Origin of the sequence: Geomobilimonas luticola (genome assembly GCF_018476905.1) — a bacterium.
In the GTDB taxonomy this organism is placed as follows: Bacteria; Desulfobacterota; Desulfuromonadia; order Geobacterales; family Geobacteraceae; genus Geomobilimonas; species Geomobilimonas luticola.
The window spans coordinates 623,881-647,065 of record NZ_JAHCVK010000001.1; the positions used below are offsets into that span (position 1 = coordinate 623,881).

The following is a 23,185-nucleotide window of genomic DNA, read 5'->3' on the forward strand; positions in this document are numbered from 1 at the left end:
GGTAGGAGTTTTTGTTTGTGGAGGTTCCACATGCACGAAGTCTGGGGACAGGCGGCGTTGTGGCTCGGATTGGCGCTGGTTGCAACGCTTATTTCCATTTGGTTGCGAATTGCGACGGCATTATCGGAAATAATAGTAGGCACCGTGGCGCAGCTTGTGATTGGCGCCTTGGTCGGCTCAACCCTGGGGGCTGATCAGCCGTGGATCAAGTTTCTTTCGGGTACGGGCGCTATTGTCCTTACCTTCCTGGCCGGTGCGGAACTTGATCCAACGGTTTTTCGCGCCAAATGGAAAGAGGCTTTTGCCATCGGATTCATATCGTTTCTGGCACCATTCCTTGGCTGTACCGCCATCGGTTACTATCTGCTGGATTGGACGCCGAAAGCCAGCTTGCTGGCCGGCGTCGCCATGTCAACGACGTCTGTGGCCGTTGTCTATGCAGTCATGCTTGAACTTGGCCTGAACCGTACGGATTTCGGCAAGGCAGTGCTGGCGGCATGTTTCGTTACCGATTTGGGGACAGTAATCGCCTTGGGAGCGATTTTTGCCCCATTTACCATGCGAACCGTTACTTTCGTTGGAGTGGCGCTCCCATTTTTCTTCATCCTCCCGTATTTAACCCCCTGGTTCTTCAAGCGCTATGGCGGCCGGCCCTCTGAACTGGAAGCAAAATATCTTCTCCTGATCCTATTCGGTCTCGGTTCGCTGGCGGTTTGGGCTGAGAGTGAAGCTGTGCTGCCCGCCTATGTGGTAGGGATGGTCCTTGCGGGAACCGTGGGGAAAGACCACCAGCTTATTCGTCGCCTGCGCACGTTAACCTTTGGTCTCCTCACGCCTTTCTACTTCATCCGCGCCGGCTCATATGTCTCCATTCCTGCATTGCTCAGTGCGCCACTGCCGTTGCTAGCCATGTTTATCGGTAAGATGATCACCAAAATCATTGGTGTGTATCGGAGAGTCAAAGATGTATGGCCATCGTCCGCTTTACGAGGCACTGACAGATCTGTTCCTGAAGGAGGGGTTTGCTGGAACTACGGTCCTGCGAGGCATCTGTGGCTTTGGCGCCCACAGGGTCTTTCATACCATGAAACTGCTGGACCTCTCCGCCGATCTTCCCATGATTATCGAGGTCGTTGACTCCCAGGAGAAGATAGACAGCGTTATGCCAAGGATCGACGAAATGGTGGATAGCGGCATGATCACGCTGGAGAAGGCCACGGTAATCCGCTACACCCACAAACATGAACAAGAATAAACGACAAGGAGGCAGTCGATGATCTATTCGTCAGAAGTAGACAAGATGACCTGTGTGGCCAAGGGACCGAACCATGGTCCGGCACCGATTCCGCAGGAGGGGAGATGGGTACAGGCAAAGGAGATCAAGGACATCGCCGGTCTGACCCATGGTGTAGGTTGGTGTGCCCCGCAACAGGGAGCGTGCAAGCTGACACTTAATGTCAAGGATGGTGTCATTGAAGAGGCCCTCGTGGAGACCATCGGCTGTTCCGGCATGACCCATTCGGCAGCCATGGCGGCGGAGATCCTGCCCGGCAAAACAATTCTGGAGGCCCTTAACACCGACCTGGTATGTGACGCCATCAATACCGCCATGCGTGAACTGTTCCTGCAGATCAGCTACGGTCGAACCCAGACAGCATTCTCCGAAGGCGGTCTCCCCATCGGCGCGGGACTTGAGGACCTTGGCAAGGGGATGCGCAGCCAGGTCGGCACCATGTACGGCACCACCGCCAAAGGGGTGCGATATCTGGAAATGGCCGAGGGGTATGTCACCCGGCTGGCGCTGGACGATAACAGCGAAGTCATCGGGTACGAGTTTGTCCATTTGGGCAAGATGATGGAGATGATTCAGAAGGGGACCGATGCCAATGAGGCTTTGAAAAAGGCAACATCTTCCTATGGCCGCTTCGACGAAGCAACCCGCACCATCGATCCGCGTCACCAATAATACGGGAGGAAACCGACATGGCTCTGTTTGAAGGATATGAAAGAAGAATCGATAAAATCACGGCTGTGCTCAGTCATCATGGTATCCCTTCTCTGGAGGAAGCACGGAACATGTGCGAGGAAAAGGGGGTGGATGTGTATGGCATCGTCAAGGGCATACAGCCGATCTGCTTTGAAAACGCCTGCTGGGCCTATATCCTTGGTGCTGCATTTGCCATCAAGAAAGGTGAATCAAAGGCGGTAGACATCGCCCGCACTCTGGGTGAAGGATTGCAGGCTTTCTGCATTCCCGGTTCAGTTGCTGAAGACCGCAAGGTCGGCATCGGCCACGGCAACCTGGCCTCCATGCTGCTTTCGGAAGAGACCAAATGTTTCGCCTTTCTGGCGGGTCACGAATCGTTTGCCGCTGCCGAAGGGGCCATCGGTCTGGCTCGCTCCGCCAACAAGGCCCGTACCGAGCCGCTGCGTGTAATACTGAACGGTCTTGGCAAGGATGCGGCCCAGATCATCTCCCGCATCAACGGCTTTACCTATGTGCAGACCAAGTTTGACTACACCACCGGTGAACTGGCAATCGTGCGTGAGGTGGCCTACTCCAAGGGTGAGAAGAGCAAGGTGCGCTGCTACGGAGCCGATGACGTTCGGGAAGGGGTCGCCATCAACCATCATGAAGGTGTGGATGTCTCTATCACTGGCAACTCCACCAATCCAACCCGTTTCCAGCACCCGGTGGCTGGTACCTACAAGAAGGAGTGCGTCGAACAAGGAAAGAGCTACTTCTCCGTGGCTTCCGGCGGAGGTACTGGCCGCACCCTTCATCCCGATAATATGGGCGCTGGACCAGCTTCCTACGGCATGACCGACACTATGGGCAGGATGCATTCAGATGCCCAATTCGCCGGTTCGTCGTCGGTCCCGGCCCATGTTGAGATGATGGGGTTCCTTGGCATGGGGAATAACCCGATGGTGGGTGCATCAGTGGCCGTGGCTGTTGCACTGGAGCAAGTCTTTCAGGTTACATGAACGCAGTTCCGAAACTCGGCTTTTTGAGCAGCTATTTTTTCGTGGGTAATTACTGAAGTGATACCCCGTGGCTTGCCGCGGCGTAGTTCATTTTGTCGTGGATCGGCCCATGAAGCTCCCGCAGGTATTTAGCGACAGCTTCATTGCAGAGCAGACTTTTCAGATATGCCTGCATGGATGTAATGTCGATCATCGCGGTACCGTACTGCTCCTTCAATGAGCCAATCTCCCTGGAAAGGGCAAGACTTTCCTCCTCAAGACGTGCCTGGCGGGCCAGTATCACCGGTGTCTTCTTCTTTGGCCTGCCCTTATTGACGAGCTGATTCACCGGTGTTGCGTCCAGAAGGGCCTTGGCATAGCTGGAGGTGAACATGTTCTGGTCGTTCATCAGCATGGCGGCATTGATCTGCCGGGGCGCCTTCATTTTTTTCAACACCCTGAACACCGGTTCCGGCACGGACTTGTCCTTCAGCAGTTCGACCGCCTCGGGACAGATGCCCTCAAGCAGGCACTTCTTGTTCCTGATGGTGCTGATATCGAGATACAAGGCCCTGGCGAGTTTTTCTTCCGAAACTCCTGACTGTATGGCCTTCATGATCATGCGATGTTCCTGAATCGCAGAGAGCCGATTGATGTATTTGTTGTATGTATAGGTCTCGTCATCGGTGGAGATCAGACAGGAAACCCGCTCCACTCCCAATTCCTTCAGGGCCATGATCCGCAGATGGCCATCGAGCAGAAGATAGCCTTTGGCAAGGGAACCCTCGGCAAGGTGCCGGCGAAGATAGAGGAGATGATGAAGCGCATCGCGTGACCATGTCCAACTCATCGATGGGGTTGGCGGTGCGAACAGAAAAAGTTCCTTATTTCGTCCGCCAGGGGGAGCCAAATCGTACAAAGGTCACTTTTCGTCTGAAAAGTGGCCTTTTTTTGTTGGTAGTTTTGGATGGTAACTGCCAGTAAATCAAAGGGTTTTTGGTGTTCTGTCGACAGAGCGCCGTCCTTCCAAAACGAGTTCGAAATGAGCTGCAGCCCATGTGTATCCCGAGGCTCGTTGACAGGACCATTTTTGAATTTATGCGACGCGAATTTTCATTGGGAAGTAGCGGTCCGATTGTCAAGGTCCGGGCCAAGTCATGGCTTGAGGTCGATGAGGAAATCCTGGTCGGCAAGGGGCATGCGTGCTTACTCCCTATGAAACCGGATTTATCAGTGCTCTTGCCAAAACCTTGGGGTTGCCGTTCCGGTGACCTCAAGGATATAGAAGAACACCTGAAGCTGACTTTCGTAGAAAAGCGCCAATCAAAGCTTCTTCTACTACTTGACAATATTTATTGTTTAGTCTGTAATGAAATCCGTTATGATGTACGGTGAAAAACCATGAAACGCTTTCGACCAACAATCAGATTTTCGGCGTTACTGCTGCTGGTACTGATGCTGTGCCTGCTCGCGCAAGCGTTTGTTTCGCCACGGCTTGAGTTTGTCTGGCTGCAGGAACATGCTGCAAGCTCAGCTTCTCTTACAGATAATGACAGTGAAGAGCAAAAAGAAATGGGTGATTTCAAGCCACCCAAACATTCATTTCTCGACTATTCAAACTTCTTTGCATCCAGTTGCCTTCTTCCCGCCTATAACCCGGCAGTTTCCCGATTGCTGGTATACGAGCCATTCGCTTCGCTATCAACAGTTTATATGGAGATAGTCGTTCCCCCGGATAGTCTCGCCTGATTCCCCTTGTCTTACAATTGCTCTTGATGCACAACTAGTATGCGGTTTGTCACTGAACACCGATTAACTCCGTTACTGTGCTGTTCACGCTTGCCCAATGGGAATTGCCGGTCGAGCTGCCTCATACCGGATTCATGGCATTTCATGGACACCCGGCTCTGGCCCCGCAAGCTCACGGTACAGGGATGGTGCATGCGGGTGTTGATCCATACCACATAAACACTATAAACAGGAGACCATGCCATGATCATACGCTCATGTATTGCATCAGTAATCATCTGCAGCATTGTCGCTCTGACAGGTTGCGCCAGCAAGGAAGTCGTGAAAATGGATTCCGGCTCAGCCGCCACTCTTTCGCCATCAACCTCGGAGCCCAAAGAGGGCATTCCAGAAAAAATTGACCAGGGACAGATAGCCGGGGCAGTCATTCCGGAGCATATTCCCACGGCAAGTGACGCAGCGGAGCCGATTAATGATCCCCGAAGTGAATTTCATCTCGACCCGGTTTATTTTGATTTTGATTCATATCTGCTCAGAGCCGACGCACGGGATACCCTGTCCCGCAACGCCCGCTGGCTAGCTGACAACCGGATTACGCGAGTCACCATCGAAGGCCATGCTGACGAACGGGGCTCCGATGAATATAACATGGCGCTTGCCGAAAAACGGGCTTTGGCAGCCCGGCGCTATGTGGAAACCCTCGGGGTCAGTCCGGAACGACTGGAAACCATCAGTTACGGTGAAGACAAGCCCGCTGTTATTGGCCACGATGAGGATGCGTGGTCAAAAAACCGTCGGGTCGAGTTTGTTATAAGTAAATAGACAGAGAGTGAAATGCGGGATGGGGCCCACAGTCCCCATCCCCTTCATATCCAAGGGAGAGTGAAATGATTCGAGATTCTGACAGGTTAGAAATTTCTGATACTATGTAACGAGGCGGAATATGATATGAATCTGTGGCAGGTAACTGCTTCTGGGAGGTAATTTCATGAAAGAGATCCTGGAAGAACATTGGCATCATCTGCCGGATGCAGAAGTTATCGAGTTACTGGAAACGGATCTGAACAGGGGGCTGGACACCTTTGAGGTGGGGCACCGGCAGGCGCAGTTCGGAACTAATGCGATAACCCAGAAAAAAGGCACCAGTCCACTGGTTCTGTTTCTCATGCAGTTCCACCAGCCGCTGGTCTACATCCTGCTGGCTGCCGTAGTTATTACCAGCCTTCTCGGAGAATGGGTAGACTCAGGTGTCATTTTCGGGGTAGTGCTGGTCAATGCCGTCATCGGGTTCATCCAGGAGGCCAAGGCGGTCAAGGCGATTGAGGCTCTGGCCCAATCGCTGACGACCACGGCAACCGTCATCCGGTGCGAGGAGCGCCGACAGATTCCGGCAACGGAACTGGTGCCGGGCGACATCGTCTTGTTGCAGTCCGGGGACAAGGTGCCCGCCGACATGCGGTTGCTAACCACCCGTGAGTTGCAGATCGACGAATCGGCCCTGACCGGCGAATCGGTGCCGGTGCAGAAGCAGAACGGCCTGCTCCCCCACGATACGCTGCTGGCAGACCGCTTGAACATGGCCTATTCCTCGACGCTCGTCACCTATGGCATCGCCACCGGTGTGGTGGTGGCGACCGGCAACAGCACCGAAATCGGCCGGATTAACGAATTGATCGCCTCGGCTGACATCTTGACCACCCCGCTCACCAAAAAGATCGCCCGGTTCAGCGGCCTGCTGCTGTACGTGATTCTTGGCCTGGCCACCATCACCTTTGTCGTCGGGATACTGCGGGGCGAATCCTGGCTTGAAATGTTCATGGCAGTGGTTGCGCTGGCGGTGGGGGCGATTCCCGAAGGTCTGCCTGCAGCGGTGACAATCACGCTGGCCATCGGGGTTGCCAAGATGGCCAGGCGCAATGCGATTATCCGCAAACTCCCGGCAGTGGAGACGCTGGGAAGCACGACCGTCATCTGCTCCGATAAGACCGGAACCCTGACCCAGAACCAGATGACGGTCCAGGAGCTGTATGCCGGCGGCGATCTGTTCCTGTTCTCCGGGACAGGGTATGCACCCGAAGGTCAGATTACCCGTGATAACAAAGCGATAGCACTGCCAGAGTTGCCGGCGCTCCGTGAATGCCTGATCTCGGGGTTGCTGTGCAACGATGCATCGCTGCTCAGGGTAGATGATGAATGGCGGGTGGAAGGTGATCCGACCGAAGCGGCCCTGGTTGTAGCAGCCCGCAAGGCGGGTCTTGAGCGGGATGTCTGTTCAGCAGATCTGCCCCGCTTGGACGCCATCCCTTTCGAATCGCAGTATCAGTACATGGCAACGGAGCACGGCACAGCGGGCTATCGTGTCATCTACCTGAAAGGGTCGGTTGAAAGCGTGCTTGATCGCTGCAGCAATACCCTTTCCCGCACCGGAGAGCTACTGCCCAATGATCCTGGCCGCTGCCTCCGGGCAGCGGCAGAGATGGCCGGAAAGGGGCTGCGGGTACTGGCGTTTGCCCGGCTGGGACGCGAAATTTCATCAACGGCCCTGGGGCATGGCGATGTCGCGGGTGGGCTGACCTTTCTCGGCCTGCAGGGGATGATAGATCCTCCCCGTCCCGAAGCGGTCGAGGCGGTGCGGGCCTGTCAGGGTGCCGGCATCCAGGTCAAGATGATTACCGGCGACCATGTGATTACCGCCGCAGCAATTGCCCGGCAGATTGGCCTGCTGGGTGACGCCGGCGAGCCAGGCGAGCCGCTGGCTCTGAACGGACGGGATCTGGCAGCCCTGAGCGATGCAGAGTTGATTGGAGTTGCCCAGCGGAGCGCCGTCTTCGCCCGGGTCGCTCCCGAACAGAAACTTCGCCTGGTGGAGGCGCTTCAGGCGAGCGGCAATATCGTCGCTATGACCGGTGACGGGGTCAATGACGCGCCGGCGCTGCGGCAGGCCGATATCGGCGTAGCCATGGGGATAACCGGCACCGAGGTTGCCAAGGAAGCAGCCGATATGCTGCTGACCGATGACAACTTTTCCTCAATCGAGGCTGCCGTAGAGGAAGGGCGTGGGGTCTACGACAACCTGGTCAAGTTCATCACCTGGACTCTCCCCACCAATCTCGGCGAAGGGTTGGTCATTCTGGCGGCGGTCTTTGCCGGCGTCGAACTCCCCATCCTGCCGGTGCAGATTCTCTGGATCAACATGACCACGGCGGTGCTGCTGGGGCTGATGCTGTCCTTCGAGCCAAAAGAACCGCGAATCATGCAGCGACCGCCCATCGACCCGCAAAAGCCTCTCTTGACCAGGGAATTGGTCATTAAGATTTGGATCGTCGGTTTCCTGCTGCTCGTGGGGTCTTTCGGCCTGTTCGAATGGGAACTGCAACAGGGGAGCAGCGTGGCCGTGGCACGGACCTGTGCAGTGAACCTTTTTGTTTTTGGTGAGCTGTTCTACCTGTTCAACTGCCGCTCCCTGCGCCATTCCATACGCAGCCTGGGATTTTTCAGCAACCGCTGGCTCCTGCTGGGCGTCGGCATCATGATTCTCCTGCAGCTGCTGTTCACCTACCTGCCTGTTATGCAGAACGCCTTTGGCAGCCAATCGATCGGTTTGCGGCATTGGGGGCTGATTATAGGTACATCTTTCACTATCTATGTCGTCATCGAGATTGAAAAGTGGTTTCGCCGCGGACAACTGGCCCGAACTGAGTGCTGACAGTTGCTCAGATTCAGGACATCACCTGAGCCTTCCTGAGGTTGCTATTGAGAAGGGATGGCCGGTTACCTTCAGTATCGGAAAAAAGTCGGGGGAGAATTAGTTACGAAGTGTTGTAATACACGAAAGACAAACGTGATGCGTTATTACGGAGGCTTGGAAATGGGGCTGTTTATCGCCTCTCTGCTGCGGCGCACCGTCGGCTTTGCCCTGATCTGGTGGATTGCCGCTGAGGGGAGTCTTGTCGCCTGGCCGCTGGCTGTGATTGCTGTTGCGGCATCGGTGGCCGTCAGTCTGCGGCTGCTGCCGCCGGGCAAGGCTTCAGCCATCAGCGTGATCGGGCTTGCGGGGTTCCTGGGCTACTTTATCAGACAGTCCATGCTGGGAGGATTCCAGGTGGCCCGACTGGCCCTGCAGCGCCGCCCGCAACTCCATCCGGCTATCCTGGCCGTGCCGCTGACCCTGCCGCAGGGCCTTCCCCGCATGCTGCTTACCGGAACTCTCGGATTGATGCCCGGTACACTGGGAGTCAGGCTTGAAGATGAATTTCTGCATATGCATGTACTTGACCGCGGCATGCCGATCACAGAAGAGGTAGAGCAGCTGGCTGCCCATATCGCCCGGTTATTCGGAGTGCAGCGATGAAAAGCCTTGAGCTGCCCCTGGCCCTGTTTCTGTTGATCAACCTGGCTGCAGCCCTGATACGGGCAACACGGGGGCCTACAGCGGCCGACCGGATGCTGGCGGCACTGCTGTTCGGCAGCACCGGCGTCGGTATACTTGTGCTTCTGGCGTTTGTCCAGCGCTCTTTTGCCCTGATCGATGTGGCGCTGACCCTGGCACTGCTGGCGGCCATCTCTGGCATCGCCTTTGCCCAGCGTACCTGGGGCCTGACAGGTCGCAGCAGGCAACGGAGAGCAGTGGAAAGGGAGGACGACCATGCTTTTCGTTGAGCTTTTGAGCAATCTATTGCTGCTGACAGGCGGGTTCTTTTACCTGGCCGGCACGGTGGGGCTGCTCCGCTTCCCTGATGTCTATACCCGTCTGCACACCCTGTCCAAGGCCGACAATCTTGGGCTGGGCTGCCTGCTGGCAGGCCTGGCACTGAAGGCCGACAGTCTGGTGCTGGCATTGAAACTGCTGGCCATCTGGCCCCTAACATTGATTGCCAGCGCTGTGGTCGGCTATGCCATTGCTCACCGCGCCGACCGGCTGGGCATTCCAGCCTGGCAAAGGGAAAAGCCATGACGACCGCCCTGGCCTTTGAGGCGTTGCTGGCGCTGTTGCTGCTCTGGAGTGCCTGGCAGACCCTTGCCACCCCGCAGATGGACCGTGCCGTGATCATGTTCATCGTGTTCGGTCTGCTGCTGACCCTGGTCTGGTCCCGGCTGCAGGCACCGGATATTGCCCTGGCCGAGGCGGCCCTTGGCGCCGGACTGACCGGCACCCTGCTCCTGGATGCCCTGACTGCCTTCCGCCAGCCCAACCGGTCTGCAAAGCACGGCAGGGTACTGGCAGCATTCAGGCGCTTTCCGGCGTTGCTTGCTCTTCTATTGCTGGCCGCTGCACTGTTGACTTCCCTGACCCGGCTACCATTGCCGGCGGTGGATCTGCCTGCTGCTGTGGCCGGTCAACTGGGTAGCAGCGGTGTCAGTCACCCGGTCACGGCGGTGCTTCTCAACTTCAGGGGTTACGATACCCTACTTGAGGTTGCGGTTTTGCTGCTTGCTCTTACGGGAATACTGGCGGTCGGCCTGCCTGCCGAACGTCCACTGCTCTCTCTCAATCAGCTTGTGCCGACCCTGGCCCGCTCTGCCGTACCGTTGATGGTGTTGGCGGCGTTCTATCTGCTCTGGGCCGGTGCCCACCGGCCGGGTGGAGCCTTCCAGGCAGCAGCAGTGCTGGCCGCCGCCGCGGTGCTCCTGAACCTGTCGCAGCTGCAATCCCGTTGGTTGCCGACGCAGCACTGGATACGGCTGGTGGTCGGCGCCGGGCTGTTACTGTTTGTCGGCATTGCAGCAGCACTATTGGCAGGTGGCGGCTTGTTGCGCTTTCCACCAGGACAGGCTGGTCTGCTGATCCTGCTGATTGAGAGCGGCCTGACGGTCTCGCTGGCCGTCAACCTGGCGGCCTTCTATCTGTTGCGGACGTCATCGTCAGGTCAGTGGGCTGGTCAGGAGGATAGCCATGAGTAGCGGACTGCTATTTGCGGCGGTGGGGTGCCTGCTGCTGGTACTGGGGGTGGGGGGAGTCCTGCTACTGGATCACCTGGTGCGCCGGATCTTGGCCTTTAACCTGATGGGGTCCGGGATATTTCTGGTGCTGGTGGGGCTTGCCCAGCGCAGCGGCAGGATCGATCCGGTGCCCCAGGCCATGGTGCTGACCGGCATTGTGGTTTCGGTGGCTGCCACAGCCCTGGCGCTGGCCCTGGCCCGCCGCCGGTATGCCGATAGCGGTTCTACCACGCTGCAGGACAAAGCACGCCGTGAGGATCGGCATGATTGAACACTTGTCTACTCCGCTGGTCTGGCTGATCCTGCTGCCGCTGGTCTGGGCCACCCTGGCCTTTTGCCTGGGGCCGGGACGCGGTGCCCTGTTGGGCCTGTCCGGTCTGGGGTTGCAACTGCTCTGTGCCATCCTGCTTGCGGTTGAGGTTGCTCCAAAACAGACCGTGACCCACCTGGTTGGTGGCTGGCAGGAGCCGCTGGGGATTCTGCTGGTTGCCGATGGCCTGTCGGTGACCATGCTGCTGCTGACCCAGGCCGTGTCACTGCCGGTTGCCCTGTATGCCTACAGCTACCTGAAGCAGGGCCAGCACTGGTTCTGGCCCCTGACCGGTTTTCTGCTGGCTGGCATTAACGGTCTCTACCTGTCCGGTGACCTGTTTAACCTGTACGTAACCCTTGAGCTGATCGGCCTGGCAGCGGTGGGCTTGGTGGTAACAGGTGGTGCAGCCGGACAGGTTACGGCGGCGATGCGTTACCTGTTGGCCAGCCTGGTGGGTTCGGGCGGTTTCCTGCTGGGGGTGGCGCTTTTGTACGGCTGCTTTGGCACGGTTTCCATCAGACTGCTCACCAGCTTGATCGGCTCGCAGGCACCCTTGGCAGTATGGCTGGCAGCAGCGGTGATGGTGGCCGGCCTGTTGCTGAAGACCGCACTCTTTCCGTTTCACTTCTGGCTGCCGCCGGCCCACGGTGGCGCACCGGCTCCGATTTCGGCGCTATTGTCGGCTCTGGTGGTCAAGGCCTCGTTCTATGTGCTGCTTAGACTCTGGTTGGGCCCCTTTGCCGGGTTTGTCTCGCCGCTGGCATGGCTGCCCGCGCTGTTGGGTAGTCTGGCAATTCTGTGGGGTGGATGTCAGGCGATCCGCGCAGAACGCCTGAAGATGATGGTGGCCTATTCCACCGTGGCCCAGTTGGGCTATCTGGTACTGATCTTCCCCCTGTTCGGTACCGGCAGCCATGCGATGCAGATCGGTCTGTTGCAGGCAACAGCCCACGGCCTGGCCAAGGCAGGGATGTTCCTGGCAGCCGGTACGCTGGTCAAGGCAAGCGGCAGTGAGTTGATCGACGGCATTGCAACCATGGCCGGAAGACTACCGGTAACCCTGTTTGCCTTCGGCCTATCAGGAGTGAGCCTGATGGGGCTGCCGCCGTCGGGTGGTTTTCTGGCCAAGTACATGCTCATTGATGCTGCCCTGGCTGTTGGGCATATCTGGATTGCGGTGATAGTAGTCACCGGAGGCCTGTTGGCCTCGATCTACGTATTTCGTGTGCTGCGGCTAGCCTTCCTTGGGCCGGGTGACGAGAGGCAGGTTGCTCTGCAACCGGTTTCCGCTGTCATGGAGTGGACAGCCTTCATGCTGGCAGTCTCTGCCATTGTGCTGGGGCTGGCTGCGATGCCACTCTTCAGGTTGCTTGAGGGGGTGGCTGGATGAGCTACAACGAGCTGCTGCCATTGTTGGTGATTGCGTCGTCTCTGCTGCCTGGTTTTATCATCTTCATTCTGCCGGAACGGCAGATCGTGCTGCGTACCATGTTTAATCTGCTGGGGGCTGTCACCAAGCTTTGGCTGATCGGTCTGCTGCTGGTTGGGGTGACGGCCGGCGAACAGTACGGATTCCGTTACTTCCTGGCCCCCAACATGGAGCTGGTGTTCAAGGCCGATGCCCTGGCTCTGCTGTTTGTCAGCCTCTCGGCCTCTCTCTGGCTGTTAACCACCCTCTATGCCATCGGCTACCTGGAGCATGCTCCTCATCGCAGCCGATTCTTCGGGTTTTTCAGCCTGTGCGTCACCGCCACCATGGGGATAGCCATGGCCGGCAACCTGCTCACCTTCTTTATCTTTTACGAGCTGCTAACCTTAGCCACCTTTCCGCTGATCGTTCACCGCGGCACCCCCCAGGCGATGCGGGGGGGGACGGTCTACCTGGCCTACACCCTCTTTGGCGGTGCACTGCTGTTGATCGGCATCGTCTGGCTCAATCAGATGACTGGCCAGACCGAGTTCACCCAGGGAGGGATACTTGCCGCCACGGATGGAATCTCCAGGACGCATCTCAAGCTAGTCTTTCTGCTGCTGATCGCCGGGGTCGGGGTCAAGGCCGCCATCGTGCCGCTGCACGGTTGGCTGCCCCAAGCCATGGTGGCGCCGGCGCCGGTCTCGGCCCTCCTGCATGCGGTTGCCGTGGTCAAGGCCGGTGCCTTTGGGGTGGTGCGGATCGTGTACGAGATCTATGGGATCGAGTTTGCTCAGAGCCTGGGGCTGCTACTGCCACTGGCAGTGGCAGCTGCGGTCACCATCCTGTGGGGTAGCCTGCGGGCCTTGTCCCAGGGTGATCTTAAAAGACGACTGGCCTTTTCTACAATCAGTCAGGTCTCTTACATAGTGCTCGGCGTCGGTATCTTCGGTACGGCCGGTACCGTAGGCGGTCTGGTGCACCTGGTGCACCAGGGGATCATGAAGATCACCCTGTTTTTCTGTGCCGGGAACTACGCCGAAACCCTGGGGATTCACCGTGTAGACGAGATGGACGGCGCAGGCCGCCGGATGCCGGTGACTTCGCTGGCCTTTTCCATAGGCGCCCTGGGAATGATGGGGGCGCCCCTGACCGCCGGGGCCGTCAGCAAATCCTGGCTCAAGACCGGCGCCCTGGCGGCCCAGATGCCGTGGGCGATCTGGGTGCTGTCCGCCTCAAGCCTGCTGAACATGGCCTATTTCCTGCCGATCCTCTATCGGCTCTGGCTGAAACCGTTGCCTGCTGCCTGGCCCCATGAGGAGATTCCAGTCAATGGTGTGCGGGAGACCCATTGGCTTTTGCTGCTGCCGCCGCTGGTCACGGCTGTAGCAACTGTAGCTGCTTCTACCTTCAGCGACGCCTGGATCAGTCCCCTGACTTTTGCCCGGATGATTATGGGGATTGAGTACCATACCCCGCCGTAAGCAACCCACACCGCGGGGCTTGACTATGGAATGGTATCAGCAGGATCACCATCAGGGTGACAATAATATGATGAGCAGAAAAAAACAGCCACATACTTGCCGTTAACTTGCGCAAAGGACTAAATCGTGAAAAAACATATCAACATGCTGCGTGAATTTTCAGTACCTCTTATTTCGGGAGTAGCTGTTGCTCTTCTCTGGGTGAATCTGGCTCCTGAAAGCTACTATCATTTCGATTTCGACAAGCGTTTTGGACTATTCAGCTTCCACTTTATCGTTAATGATTTCTTCATGGTACTGTTTTTTGGCATCGCAGCGGCTGAAATCACCCAGAGCTGCCTGCCAGGCGGGGACCTGCATCCTTTGCGCAAGGCAATCAATCCGTTGTTAGCAACTGTTGGCGGGGTTGTTGGGCCGGTGGTGGTTTATCTTGCCCTCAATGCGATCATTGGTGACCCGTCACTCCGCCGGGGATGGGGAATCCCGACCGCGACAGATATCGCCCTTGCCTGGCTGGTTGCCAGCCTGGTATTTGGCAGGCGGCATCCAGCCATTTCATTTCTGTTGCTTCTGGCCATTGCCGATGACGCCATCGGGCTGGCAATCATTGCCATATTCTACCCAGATCCTACCGTGCCGGTAGCACCGCAATGGCTGGTACTCGTCGTAAGCGGCATGGGGGTTGCGGCACTGTTACGTCGCCGTAACACCCAGAGCTACTGGCCTTATATCATCCTGGGTGGCGGACTCTCCTGGGCGGGGCTGTTCATGGCACATCTGCATCCTGCCCTGGCACTGGTGTTCATAGTGCCGTTTCTACCCCATCCGCCACGCGAAACCAAGCATATTTTTGAAGAAGACCCCCAGGACCTGTCGCCCCTGGCAAGTTTCGAACATGAATGGAAAGTGATGGTTGACCTGGGGTTGTTCATGTTCGGCCTGGCCAATGCAGGAGTGCAGCTTACCACTATTGGGGATGCAACCTGGCTGGTATTGGCAGCCCTCGCCATCGGCAAAACCGGCGGAATCTTCATTATGGGTTGGCTTGGTCAAAGGCTTGGCTATCCTCTCCCATCAAAGGTAGGCATGAAGGAATTAGCTCTCGTTGGCTTGATAGCGGGGGTTGGCCTGACCGTTGCCCTGTTTGTGGCCGGTGAGGCATTCACCGATTCCATAAACCAGGGAGCTGCCAAGATGGGTGCGCTGTTAAGTGTCGGTTGCGCGATTGTGGCACTTATCGCCGGGAGAGTTATGAACGTGCGACGTATTGAGGGGTGACAACGGTATGACGAGCAAATTAAACAGCCATATACTTGCCGTAGTCATGCTGACAACGCTGATCACGTACCTGCATTTCGGCGTTATGCGCCAGTTCTCGCCTGCCGTTATTCTGGAGGAGCTTTTCTATTTGCCGCTGCTTCTGGGGGTGTTCCGGTTCGGTGTAAAGGGGACGATTCTCTCCTGGCTGTTCGTGTCCGCAGCCTACCTGCCTTTCTTTTTTGGCACCTGGGCAACGACATTTCCTCAATTACTGGATAGGATCCTGCACATCGTGTTTACGGCAGTATTTGCCTTCGTCGCCTGTTTCCTGGCGGGCGTGAGCGAAAAAAACAGAAGCAGGTTGAGCGTGAGCGGTATCTCGCCGGCATCGGTCAGGTTGCCACTGTCATTGTCCATGACCTGCGTCTTCTTTTATAAGTCAGGAGTGCCTAGGAAACCAGTGGCGATTCAGTTGTCTTTGATCTTCTGATCCTTGGCGTCGGATGTATTCCCGTATCTTCCCCTTTTTTACTGTCACGTCCCTTACTCCCGGCATAGACATATTTGGTCGGGTCGATAATCGCCGTCGTCTTCCAGATCTTTTCCCCGTACTCCCTGATGGCCCGGTCGGAAGAGAATTTTCCCATACCAGCCACATTGAGGATTGACATCTCGGCCCATTTTTTCTTGTCGCAGTATGCCGCACTTACAAGGTCCTGGCAGTCGATGTACGACTGGTAATCCGCCAGAACCAGATACTCGTCACGGTTGAGAAGGTTGTCCACCAAGGGACGGAAGAGTTGCCGGTCGCCGTTGGAAAAGGTTCCTGCGTCGATCTGATCGATGGCCTGCCGAAGTTGTTCGTTCCCTTCATACCAGCATCGAGGGTTATAACCGCCAGATTTGAGACTCTGAGCCTCAGCAGCTTCGAGACCAAAAAGAAAGAAATTCTCCTTGCCGACCTCTTCACGGATCTCGATGTTGGCGCCGTCCAGGGCGCCGATGGTCAGGGCGCCGTTGAGGGCGAGCTTCATGTTGCCGGTACCCGACGCCTCTTTCCCGGCCACGGATATCTGCTCGGACAGGTCTGCCGCAGGCACGATCAACTGGCTGTTGGTAACGTTAAAATCCGGGAAGAACACGACTTTGAGCCTTCCGGCCACGTCGGGATCGGTATTTACGACGTCAGCGACCGAGGTAATCAGCTTGATGATCAGTTTGGCCATGTGGTAGCCCGGCGCCGCCTTGCCGGCGAAGATGAAGGTCCGTGGGGTGATGTCGGCCGTGGGGTCCCGTTTGATCCGGTTGTAGAGGGTGATGATGTGCAGCACGTTGAGGTGCTGTCGTTTGTACTCGTGGATACGCTTCACCTGCACGTCGAAAAGGCTCGCAGGATCGACCTCGATGCCGATCCGTTCCCGGATGACCTTTGCCAAAGCGATTTTGTTGGCCTGCTTGACCTTCAGCCATTTTTGCTGAAATGTCGTATTCTTTGCCGCACCCTGGAGCCAGGCGAGTGCCGTCTCAATGCTGCTGAGCCACCCCTCCCCCAGTTTCGACGAGATCAGCTTCGCGAGCTCCGGATTGCTGAGCGCAAGCCATCTGCGGGGGGTAACACCATTGGTGATATTGTGGAATTTTTCGGGAAAAAGTTCGTAAAAGTCATGGAGCACGGTCTTTTTCAGAAGGTCGGTATGCAGGGCTGCCACTCCGTTGATGGCATGGGAGCCGACGCAGGCCAGGTTTGCCATCCGCACGTATTTCTCGCCGGTCTCGTCGATCAACGACAGGCGCGCGATTCGCTGGTCGTCTTCCGGGAATAGGCCGCGTACCTCATCGAGAAAGCGCCGGTTTATTTCAAAGATGATCTCCACGATCCGGGGAAGGACACTGGCCATAAGCGGCAGGGGCCACTTTTCCAGTGCTTCTGACAGGAGCGTGTGGTTGGTGTAGGCAAACGATTCCCGGGTTATGCGCCACGCCTCGTCCCACTCCAGATGATGTTCATCCACCAGGAGCCGCATCAGTTCGGCTATCCCCATGGATGGGTGGGTATCGTTGATCTGGATGGCGAAGCTCTCGGAAAAGCTTTCGATGCCTCTACCCAAGGAGAGGTGGAACCAGATCATGTCCTGTAGCGAGCAGGAGACAAAGAAGTATTGCTGGCACAGGCGCAGAAACTTGCCGATTCCCGGCTCGTCGTTGGGGTAAAGCACCTTGCTGATGGTTTCCGAGAGGACCTTGTCGTCGACGGCTTTGTAGTACTCTCCGGCATTGAAGGCCTGGAAATCGAACGACGCCACGGCCTCCGATTTCCAAAGACGCAGCACCGCTACTCCCCCGGAACGGTAGCCGGCAACGGGAGTATCGTAGGCGACGCCTTTGATCACCTTCTCCGGAATCCAGCGAACCGCCAACCGCCCCTCGGGATCGTGCGCAAACTCCGTATGCCCTCCGAATTTCACTTCATAGGCTATATCAGGTCGCCGGACCTCCCAGGGATTGCCGTTCTTGAGCCAGTTGTCCCCTTTTTCAACCTGCCAGCCGTTGTGAATCTCCTGGTCAAAGATACCGAACTCATAACGGATTCCGAAACCGACAGCTGGAACCCTCAGTGTAGCCATTGATTCGAGATAACAGGCGGCAAGGCGGCCGAGACCGCCATTTCCCAGGCCCGGCTCCACCTCTTGGGCGAGAATGGCCTCCAGATCCTGTCCCAGCGCGGACAGTGCCTTACGGACCGATTCCGAAAGCCCCAGATTGACCAGATTGTTTCCCAGATGCGGACCCATAAGGAATTCCGAGGAGAGGTAACTGACGATTTTATGCTTTTCCCTTGGAGAGGACATGAAGATATCAAAGGTTGTCAGCCAGTTATGAAGCATCTGGTCCCGAACAGAATGTGCAGTTGCCATATACCAGTCGTTACGTGTAGCAAAAGGTAGCGGTTTTGCCTGAGTGTAGTGGAGGTGATTTAGAATGGACTGTTGTATCTCGACAGAACTCTGACCGGTCCGCATGGTGCCGTGATTGTTGCATCCGTTTTTTGTTGCTCGTGCCATAGCGTTACTCCTTATTGTCTGTCTTCAACTTCGCAAGAGTTACTTTGAGTTTTCCCGCTGTCAGTTGAAACTCCCTTGACTCGGCACTATCCCCCCGGAGACAGAAATTTTCCGTTATTTTCTCCTCAATCAGCCAAGATACAAGCGCAGCGTCTGCGATATCGAGAGTATTTAAGAATTCCATCATCAATTCCGGATCCTCTTCGAAAAGTTGATATGCTATGTCTCGGATGAAGGATCGTGCCGCGACGGATGAGTAAAATTTCCTGGCTTCTTTTTGCACCACGGAACCCCTTTTTCTTTGTTCTTTAGACCTGATCATGTTCTTTGGAGCAACTTCGGTTGCTCCATCTGCGCTTATCCAATAGTTTCCAGTCGACGGCGCTGCACAATGGCAAAGCGGGCAATTATCTTGTCGGAATCGTAGTCCCGGCTGATTCCTACCAGGTCGAAGAGCCCCCCGAAACGCACGTCCCCTCCTGCAAGAGCTCCGAGCTTTCCGTTCTTCATCACCATATACCCGTCGAAATGGGTCCATAACGGTTTCTGCCCCCAACTCCTCTGATGCCCGACTCGCCCGTAGACATCGGGAGGAATGCAAATTAGTCGAAAAACGCGGGGATCCAGCCCAATGTCTCGGACTATCGTGTTTCCCCGGTCAAAGAGGGCTTTTTCTATGCTAATACGACTGAGACCTCGGCGATCCTCAAAGCCGAGGGCTGAGAGGAGCGCGGAAGCAGGAGCCTCCGTGCCGGGATCCGGTTCATCGAAATCCTCAACCAGCACGTCTTCCTCTGCGAGGACGGGAACAAACCGCGCGCCACCGGAATTGACAAAGGGATGGAGTGTGAAGAGCTCAACGAGATCCCGAAAGTTTGCAGGAGCATTGGCAGGGAGCTGGATTTCCTTCTTCCGGCTAATCTCGTCGGTAAAGTCTGGTTGCCAGAGATGGTGATAGAGGGAAGCCAGGTCATCAGATGAGAGATTGAGAAACTGGCTGCCGGCTTCCATCCGAATCGGAGACAGACCTTTATCCTGGGCGCGTTCCAATATCTCCTGCGAAAACTGGATGGTTAGCTCCTGAGCTTTTCCAGTGAAACGCCAGGTGGAGCCAGTAGTCCTCTCCGCTCCGCACGATTCTTCCCTTCCCATCAGAGCGGCCATTTTTTCCAGGTTGGCAAAATCACCACTATTCAGAGCTTCGAAAGCCTTATGCTCGATCCGCGAACCGGTCAATTCTGCGTCCTCGGAGGCTTTCGATGAATACGTTTTTATAGTTGCCATGGAAATCTTTCGGGCCGCATAGAAACCCTGCCAATAAGGATCGGCTGTCTGCAGCCGTTCTAATTGTGTTGACAACTTATCCAGCAGCGCCTGGGGATCACCGTTCCTCGCCAATCCCTGAAGTCCCGGGGAGAATGGGTCTAAAGGAGGCTCCCCCGGTTTGTAGATCTTTTCCCCGAGCTTGCGGATGTTTTCTTTCTCCGTCAGAGTCCGCTTCAAGCTTGACATCCGGGAGCTCAAATCCTTTACCTCCATCCACCTTGCTTCCTTCATGGCGACAAAAATACGATTCGGCAGGTTCGATGCTTCGTTCTCCAGCAGCTGAAGTGAGGCGAATTCTGACTCGCTCATGGCCGGTTCCAGAAAATCTCGAGCACGCTGCAGATACAGGTCCCGGTAAACCGTATCGACGAGAGAAGCTTCCACGATATCTTCCGCCAGTCGCCAGCGGTCTGCGGCTGAGATGTTTTTCTCACGCTGGTTCATGATTCACTCCTTTATCGTGTCTGACTTCTGTTGGACGGACATCTATTGCACTGTTAAATTCACAGCCCAAATCTGTTGGTATCATCCTTATCCACGGCATTCCTTTATTTTCGGTCCGCTCGCAGATCAATAGATATCGGGGATATATGTGAACGGGTAATCGGGGGACTTGTACGCCCCTTCCTTCTGCCGCTTCGGGAGTACCACCTTCTTGCGAGGCGCTTCCTTGTACGGTATCCTGCCGAGCAGGTGGGTAATGATATTCAGCCGCACTTTCTTCTTGTCGTCGGATTTTGCTACGTACCACGGCGCCCACGCTGTGTCAGTCGCTGCAAACATTTCGTCGCGCGCCTTGGTGTAGTCGTCCCAGCGGCTATACGACTTGACGTCCATGGGGGAGAGCTTCCAGATCTTCCGGCCGTCGTTGATGCGGCCTTCGAGCCGGCGAGTCTGCTCTTCCGGGCTTACCTCCAGCCAGTACTTGAGTAAAATGATGCCGGATTCCACTGCCAATTGTTCGAAAAGGGGCGTAACTTGCAAAAAGCGTTTTGCCTCCTTCTCGGTGCAGAACCCCATCACCCGCTCCACCCCGGCGCGGTTGTACCAGCTCCTGTCGAAGATGACCACCTCGCCGGCTGCCGGGAGATGGGGCATGTAGCGCTGGGGGTACATCTGCGTTTTCTCCCTCTCCGTCGGGGCCGGGAGAGCTACGACGCGGAAGACGCGGGGACTCACCCGCTCGGTGATCGCCTTGATGACCCCACCCTTGCCGGCGCCGTCGCGCCCCTCGAAGATGATGCAGACCTTCAGCCCCTTGAGCTTGACCCATTCCTGGAGCTTGACCAGCTCCACGTGCAGCTTGGCCAGCTCCTTCTCATACTCCTTGGTTTTCAGCTTTTCACCGGCTTTTGCGGTGTTTTTCTTCCCCTTTTCCTCTCCTTTTTCAACTTTCATCGATATCAATCCTTTCTCCGAGATTTTCATGTCCCCCACGTCATGACAGACGCACAGGGGAAAAAGAGCTCACGTGTGCGACGGTCTGTAATCCCCTTCCCAACGTTATCTCAGGATTTTCAACTCCCGCTCCTGGCTGAAGAGATATCGGACCATGTAGTATTCGAACGGATAGTCGCTGTCGTAATACCGGAAACTTTCCCTGTAGCGCAGATCCACCGTCTCCAGACCGGTAATTCCCGTCTCGATCTCGGTACTGGCCCCAGTCCCGCCGAACGGGTCGATGGCGTTGGCAATAGCCCAGCGGACCCCGCCGTCGACCGCAAGGCCACCCGCACTCCGGGCCGTATTCGGACCGAGAATGGGCAAAACCAGGAATGGACCGGTGCCGACCCCCCAGGTTTCCAGGGTACGATCAAAGTCTTCGTGTTCCTGCCTCATCCCGAAGGCGGTTGCCGGGTCGAAGAGTCCGCCGATACCGATGGTCGAGTTGGTAAGAAACCGCCCGAGGGTCACCAGGGACTTCTTTCCCTTTGCCTGCAGGATGCAGTTGTAAAAGGTCCTGACTTCTCGGATGTTGGCGAAAAAGTTGCTCACGCCGGTCCGGGCAAACTGCGGAACTACGGCCTCGTACCCGGTAACCACCGGAAGGAGTACAAAACGGTCGGCTTCATAGTTGAACTTGTACATGCTCCTGTTGAAGCCCTCCCACGGGTCGCGGGTGCGCGAAACGTTCTCGTCGTCTCTGAACTCGTCTACCGTGTGCATAGGCGGCACTTCATCGGGGAGGACCGCTGGCCTCCCGGCACAACCGGCGAGCACCAGGAACACAACAGTGATGATTACCAACTTGATGCTATTGCTGTACATACCGTACCTCCCGCCTTGCCTACCGCGTTGCCGAGCGCAGCCGATCGATCAGAAAGGCCATGTTGTCCCGGTACTCGAGATTGCCAAGGTGCCCGCCGCTGGGATAGACCTTGAGCCGGTGGCCGAAAACCCGGCGCAGGTAATCTAGCTCCCCCGGAGCCAGGATGAAATCATCTTCGTTGGTAATCACCATTACCTTCGCCGAGGAAGCGAGGTAACTCTCGATGCTTCTGATGCTTAACGCTTCGAGGAGTTTCTCCCTGGTGAGGCCGGGGTGCCTGCTCTGGAAATAGGGGACGAAATACTCATTGAAGTAGTCCAGGAAGGAGAGGTGCAGATAGGTCCAGAAGTAGTCGTCGAGGGAATCACTGTTTTCCAACTCCCTGTCCTTCGGCACCACGTAGCCGCCATGGGTCATGACATCGGAAGCGAAGATCATCCCGGCAGAGCTGATGCGGAAGGAGACCGCGATCATCCCTCCAGCTTCGTCCCGGTTCAGCACCTGGGCCTGGTACGCCGCGAAAAGGAAATCGTCGTCGATGGCAACGAAGTCACCCTTACGATAGAAGTCGGTACTTTTCGCCATGACGCGATTGTAGAACGCGCCGATCCTTTTGGGGCCTCCGGGAATGTGTTCCAAGAGCCCCTCTATCCTCGACACCGAGTTGTAGAGGCTCACCGCCGGGTTGAGCATCAGCACCCTGCGGAAATCGAAGACTTTTCTTTCCTCGTCCAGCCTGGCGACAAAGGCGGCCTCGGTCCCGCCGAGGCTGTACCCGACAAGGGAAAAATCGGTGACCTCGATGCGCCCCTTGGTTTGGCTCCAGATCTGCTCCATGACCCGATAGAGATCGGCGGCGTCATCGGACAGATGCCCCGGGACATGGGTGGTGGAGGCGTCGATGATGAAGTTGGGAAAGGTCGGCGAGGGGAGCGCGATTACGTGGAACCCTGCGTGATACAGGTTCGTAATGAGGGCGGTTATCTTTGCCGATCTGCTGCTGCCGCCTGTCCCCGCGATGAGAAAAACCAGTGGAGCATTATGGTCCTGAAACGCCACCGTGTAGCGCAGCCCCCGGTCATAAAAGAAGATCTCCGGCTTCTTCAGGTCCGTTTCCAGGACCATGGTCTTGATCGGAATATCTCCGGGAATATCCGGCCTCAGGTTCTTCGGAGTGCCCAGAATCGTCGCCGCGTAGGAGTCGTCAATGGGATACCCGTAACCTGTGCTGCCTGCCCAGGCAAAAGCTGGAAGCATCAGCAGTGCACCTATAATCCATCCCGAAATTCTCATACCTGCTCCATTTCAGCCCAAACCGCTCACTCCACGCGATACTTGGGTTGTTCGTGACTTTAAAAAAGTCTCCCACCCCTTGAAGGAGGGCAACCGGGGTGGGGGCAATCG

The 23,185-nt window shown here is 56.5% G+C and carries 22 protein-coding genes and 1 pseudogene; 16 read left to right on the top strand and 7 right to left on the bottom strand.

Annotation, left to right across the window (positions count from 1 at the left end; all coding sequences use genetic code 11):
* Positions 1 to 30: 30 nt before the first annotated feature.
* The 4 genes and pseudogenes from KI810_RS17235 to KI810_RS03005 form a co-directional block, all read left to right on the top strand.
* Positions 31 to 891, top strand: a pseudogene (locus KI810_RS17235) (cation:proton antiporter); the annotation flags it as partial.
* A gap of 73 nt (positions 892 to 964) precedes the next feature.
* Complete coding sequence (locus KI810_RS02995) at positions 965 to 1,255, top strand: DUF190 domain-containing protein (protein ID WP_214173983.1); 291 nt, start codon at positions 965 to 967, stop codon at positions 1,253 to 1,255.
* Positions 1,256 to 1,273: 18 nt separating this feature from the next.
* Complete coding sequence (locus KI810_RS03000; RefSeq protein ID WP_214173984.1) at positions 1,274 to 1,966, top strand: iron-sulfur cluster assembly scaffold protein; 693 nt, start codon at positions 1,274 to 1,276, stop codon at positions 1,964 to 1,966.
* A 17-nt stretch (positions 1,967 to 1,983) separates the two neighbouring features.
* Positions 1,984 to 2,988: a GGGtGRT protein gene (locus KI810_RS03005; RefSeq protein WP_214173985.1), complete on the top strand. Its 1,005-nt coding sequence runs from the start codon at positions 1,984 to 1,986 to the stop codon at positions 2,986 to 2,988.
* A gap of 49 nt (positions 2,989 to 3,037) precedes the next feature.
* Here the strand turns inward: KI810_RS03005 and KI810_RS03010 are convergent, their stop codons facing one another.
* Positions 3,038 to 3,817 (bottom strand): plasmid partitioning protein RepB C-terminal domain-containing protein, encoded by a 780-nt coding sequence (locus KI810_RS03010; RefSeq protein ID WP_246525123.1) that lies wholly within the window; start codon positions 3,815 to 3,817, stop codon positions 3,038 to 3,040.
* A 551-nt stretch (positions 3,818 to 4,368) separates the two neighbouring features.
* On the opposite strand from KI810_RS03010, the gene KI810_RS03015 reads away from it, so the two are divergent.
* The 12 genes from KI810_RS03015 to KI810_RS03070 all read left to right on the top strand — a co-directional run bounded on the left by KI810_RS03015 (position 4,369) and on the right by KI810_RS03070 (position 15,614).
* Positions 4,369 to 4,716 (top strand): hypothetical protein, encoded by a 348-nt coding sequence (locus KI810_RS03015; protein ID WP_214173986.1) that lies wholly within the window; start codon positions 4,369 to 4,371, stop codon positions 4,714 to 4,716.
* A 243-nt stretch (positions 4,717 to 4,959) separates the two neighbouring features.
* Positions 4,960 to 5,538, top strand: coding sequence for a peptidoglycan-associated lipoprotein Pal (gene pal / locus KI810_RS03020; protein ID WP_214173987.1), 579 nt, complete (start codon positions 4,960 to 4,962; stop codon positions 5,536 to 5,538).
* A gap of 166 nt (positions 5,539 to 5,704) precedes the next feature.
* Positions 5,705 to 8,422 carry a cation-transporting P-type ATPase gene (locus tag KI810_RS03025; protein ID WP_214173988.1) on the top strand — a complete coding sequence of 906 codons (2,718 nt, stop codon included), beginning with the start codon at positions 5,705 to 5,707 and terminating at the stop codon, positions 8,420 to 8,422.
* A gap of 162 nt (positions 8,423 to 8,584) precedes the next feature.
* Positions 8,585 to 9,067 carry a Na+/H+ antiporter subunit E gene (locus KI810_RS03030; RefSeq protein WP_214173989.1) on the top strand — a complete coding sequence of 161 codons (483 nt, stop codon included), beginning with the start codon at positions 8,585 to 8,587 and terminating at the stop codon, positions 9,065 to 9,067.
* A complete protein-coding gene (locus KI810_RS03035; RefSeq protein ID WP_214173990.1) occupies positions 9,064 to 9,375 on the top strand; it encodes an MrpF/PhaF family protein in 312 nt (103 codons plus the stop codon). The genes KI810_RS03030 and KI810_RS03035 overlap by 4 nt, the downstream gene beginning before the upstream one ends.
* On the top strand, positions 9,362 to 9,670 hold the full coding sequence (locus KI810_RS03040) for a monovalent cation/H(+) antiporter subunit G (protein WP_214173991.1): 309 nt from the start codon (positions 9,362 to 9,364) through the stop codon (positions 9,668 to 9,670). The genes KI810_RS03035 and KI810_RS03040 overlap by 14 nt, the downstream gene beginning before the upstream one ends.
* Before the next feature lie 35 nt (positions 9,671 to 9,705).
* A complete protein-coding gene (locus tag KI810_RS03045) occupies positions 9,706 to 10,617 on the top strand; it encodes a hydrogenase subunit MbhD domain-containing protein (RefSeq protein WP_214173992.1) in 912 nt (303 codons plus the stop codon).
* Complete coding sequence (locus KI810_RS03050; RefSeq protein WP_214173993.1) at positions 10,610 to 10,927, top strand: NADH-quinone oxidoreductase subunit K; 318 nt, start codon at positions 10,610 to 10,612, stop codon at positions 10,925 to 10,927. Before KI810_RS03045 ends, KI810_RS03050 begins: the two co-directional genes overlap by 8 nt.
* Entirely contained in the window at positions 10,920 to 12,359 is a 1,440-nt protein-coding gene (locus KI810_RS03055; RefSeq protein ID WP_214173994.1) for a complex I subunit 5 family protein, read from the top strand. Before KI810_RS03050 ends, KI810_RS03055 begins: the two co-directional genes overlap by 8 nt.
* Positions 12,356 to 13,864, top strand: a complete 1,509-nt coding sequence (locus tag KI810_RS03060; RefSeq protein ID WP_214173995.1) for a complex I subunit 5 family protein — start codon at positions 12,356 to 12,358, stop codon at positions 13,862 to 13,864. The genes KI810_RS03055 and KI810_RS03060 overlap by 4 nt, the downstream gene beginning before the upstream one ends.
* Positions 13,865 to 13,990: 126 nt before the next feature.
* Complete coding sequence (locus KI810_RS03065) at positions 13,991 to 15,142, top strand: Na+/H+ antiporter NhaA (protein ID WP_214173996.1); 1,152 nt, start codon at positions 13,991 to 13,993, stop codon at positions 15,140 to 15,142.
* Positions 15,143 to 15,149: 7 nt separating this feature from the next.
* A complete protein-coding gene (locus tag KI810_RS03070; RefSeq protein WP_214173997.1) occupies positions 15,150 to 15,614 on the top strand; it encodes a hypothetical protein in 465 nt (154 codons plus the stop codon).
* Here the strand turns inward: KI810_RS03070 and KI810_RS03075 are convergent.
* The 6 genes from KI810_RS03075 to KI810_RS03100 form a co-directional block, all read right to left on the bottom strand.
* Positions 15,574 to 18,186 (bottom strand): glycogen/starch/alpha-glucan phosphorylase, encoded by a 2,613-nt coding sequence (locus tag KI810_RS03075; RefSeq protein WP_214173998.1) that lies wholly within the window; start codon positions 18,184 to 18,186, stop codon positions 15,574 to 15,576. The two genes, KI810_RS03070 and KI810_RS03075, sit on opposite strands and share 41 nt — an antisense overlap.
* Positions 18,187 to 18,190: 4 nt before the next feature.
* On the bottom strand, positions 18,191 to 18,469 hold the full coding sequence (locus KI810_RS03080; RefSeq protein ID WP_214173999.1) for a hypothetical protein: 279 nt from the start codon (positions 18,467 to 18,469) through the stop codon (positions 18,191 to 18,193).
* Between the two features lie 74 nt (positions 18,470 to 18,543).
* On the bottom strand, positions 18,544 to 19,956 hold the full coding sequence (locus KI810_RS03085) for a hypothetical protein (protein ID WP_214174000.1): 1,413 nt from the start codon (positions 19,954 to 19,956) through the stop codon (positions 18,544 to 18,546).
* Between the two features lie 126 nt (positions 19,957 to 20,082).
* A complete protein-coding gene (gene ppk2 / locus KI810_RS03090) occupies positions 20,083 to 20,910 on the bottom strand; it encodes a polyphosphate kinase 2 (protein WP_214174001.1) in 828 nt (275 codons plus the stop codon).
* Between the two features lie 105 nt (positions 20,911 to 21,015).
* Complete coding sequence (locus KI810_RS03095) at positions 21,016 to 21,780, bottom strand: MlaA family lipoprotein (protein ID WP_214174002.1); 765 nt, start codon at positions 21,778 to 21,780, stop codon at positions 21,016 to 21,018.
* A 19-nt stretch (positions 21,781 to 21,799) separates the two neighbouring features.
* Entirely contained in the window at positions 21,800 to 23,038 is a 1,239-nt protein-coding gene (locus KI810_RS03100; protein ID WP_214174003.1) for an alpha/beta fold hydrolase, read from the bottom strand.
* Positions 23,039 to 23,185 lie beyond the last annotated feature (147 nt).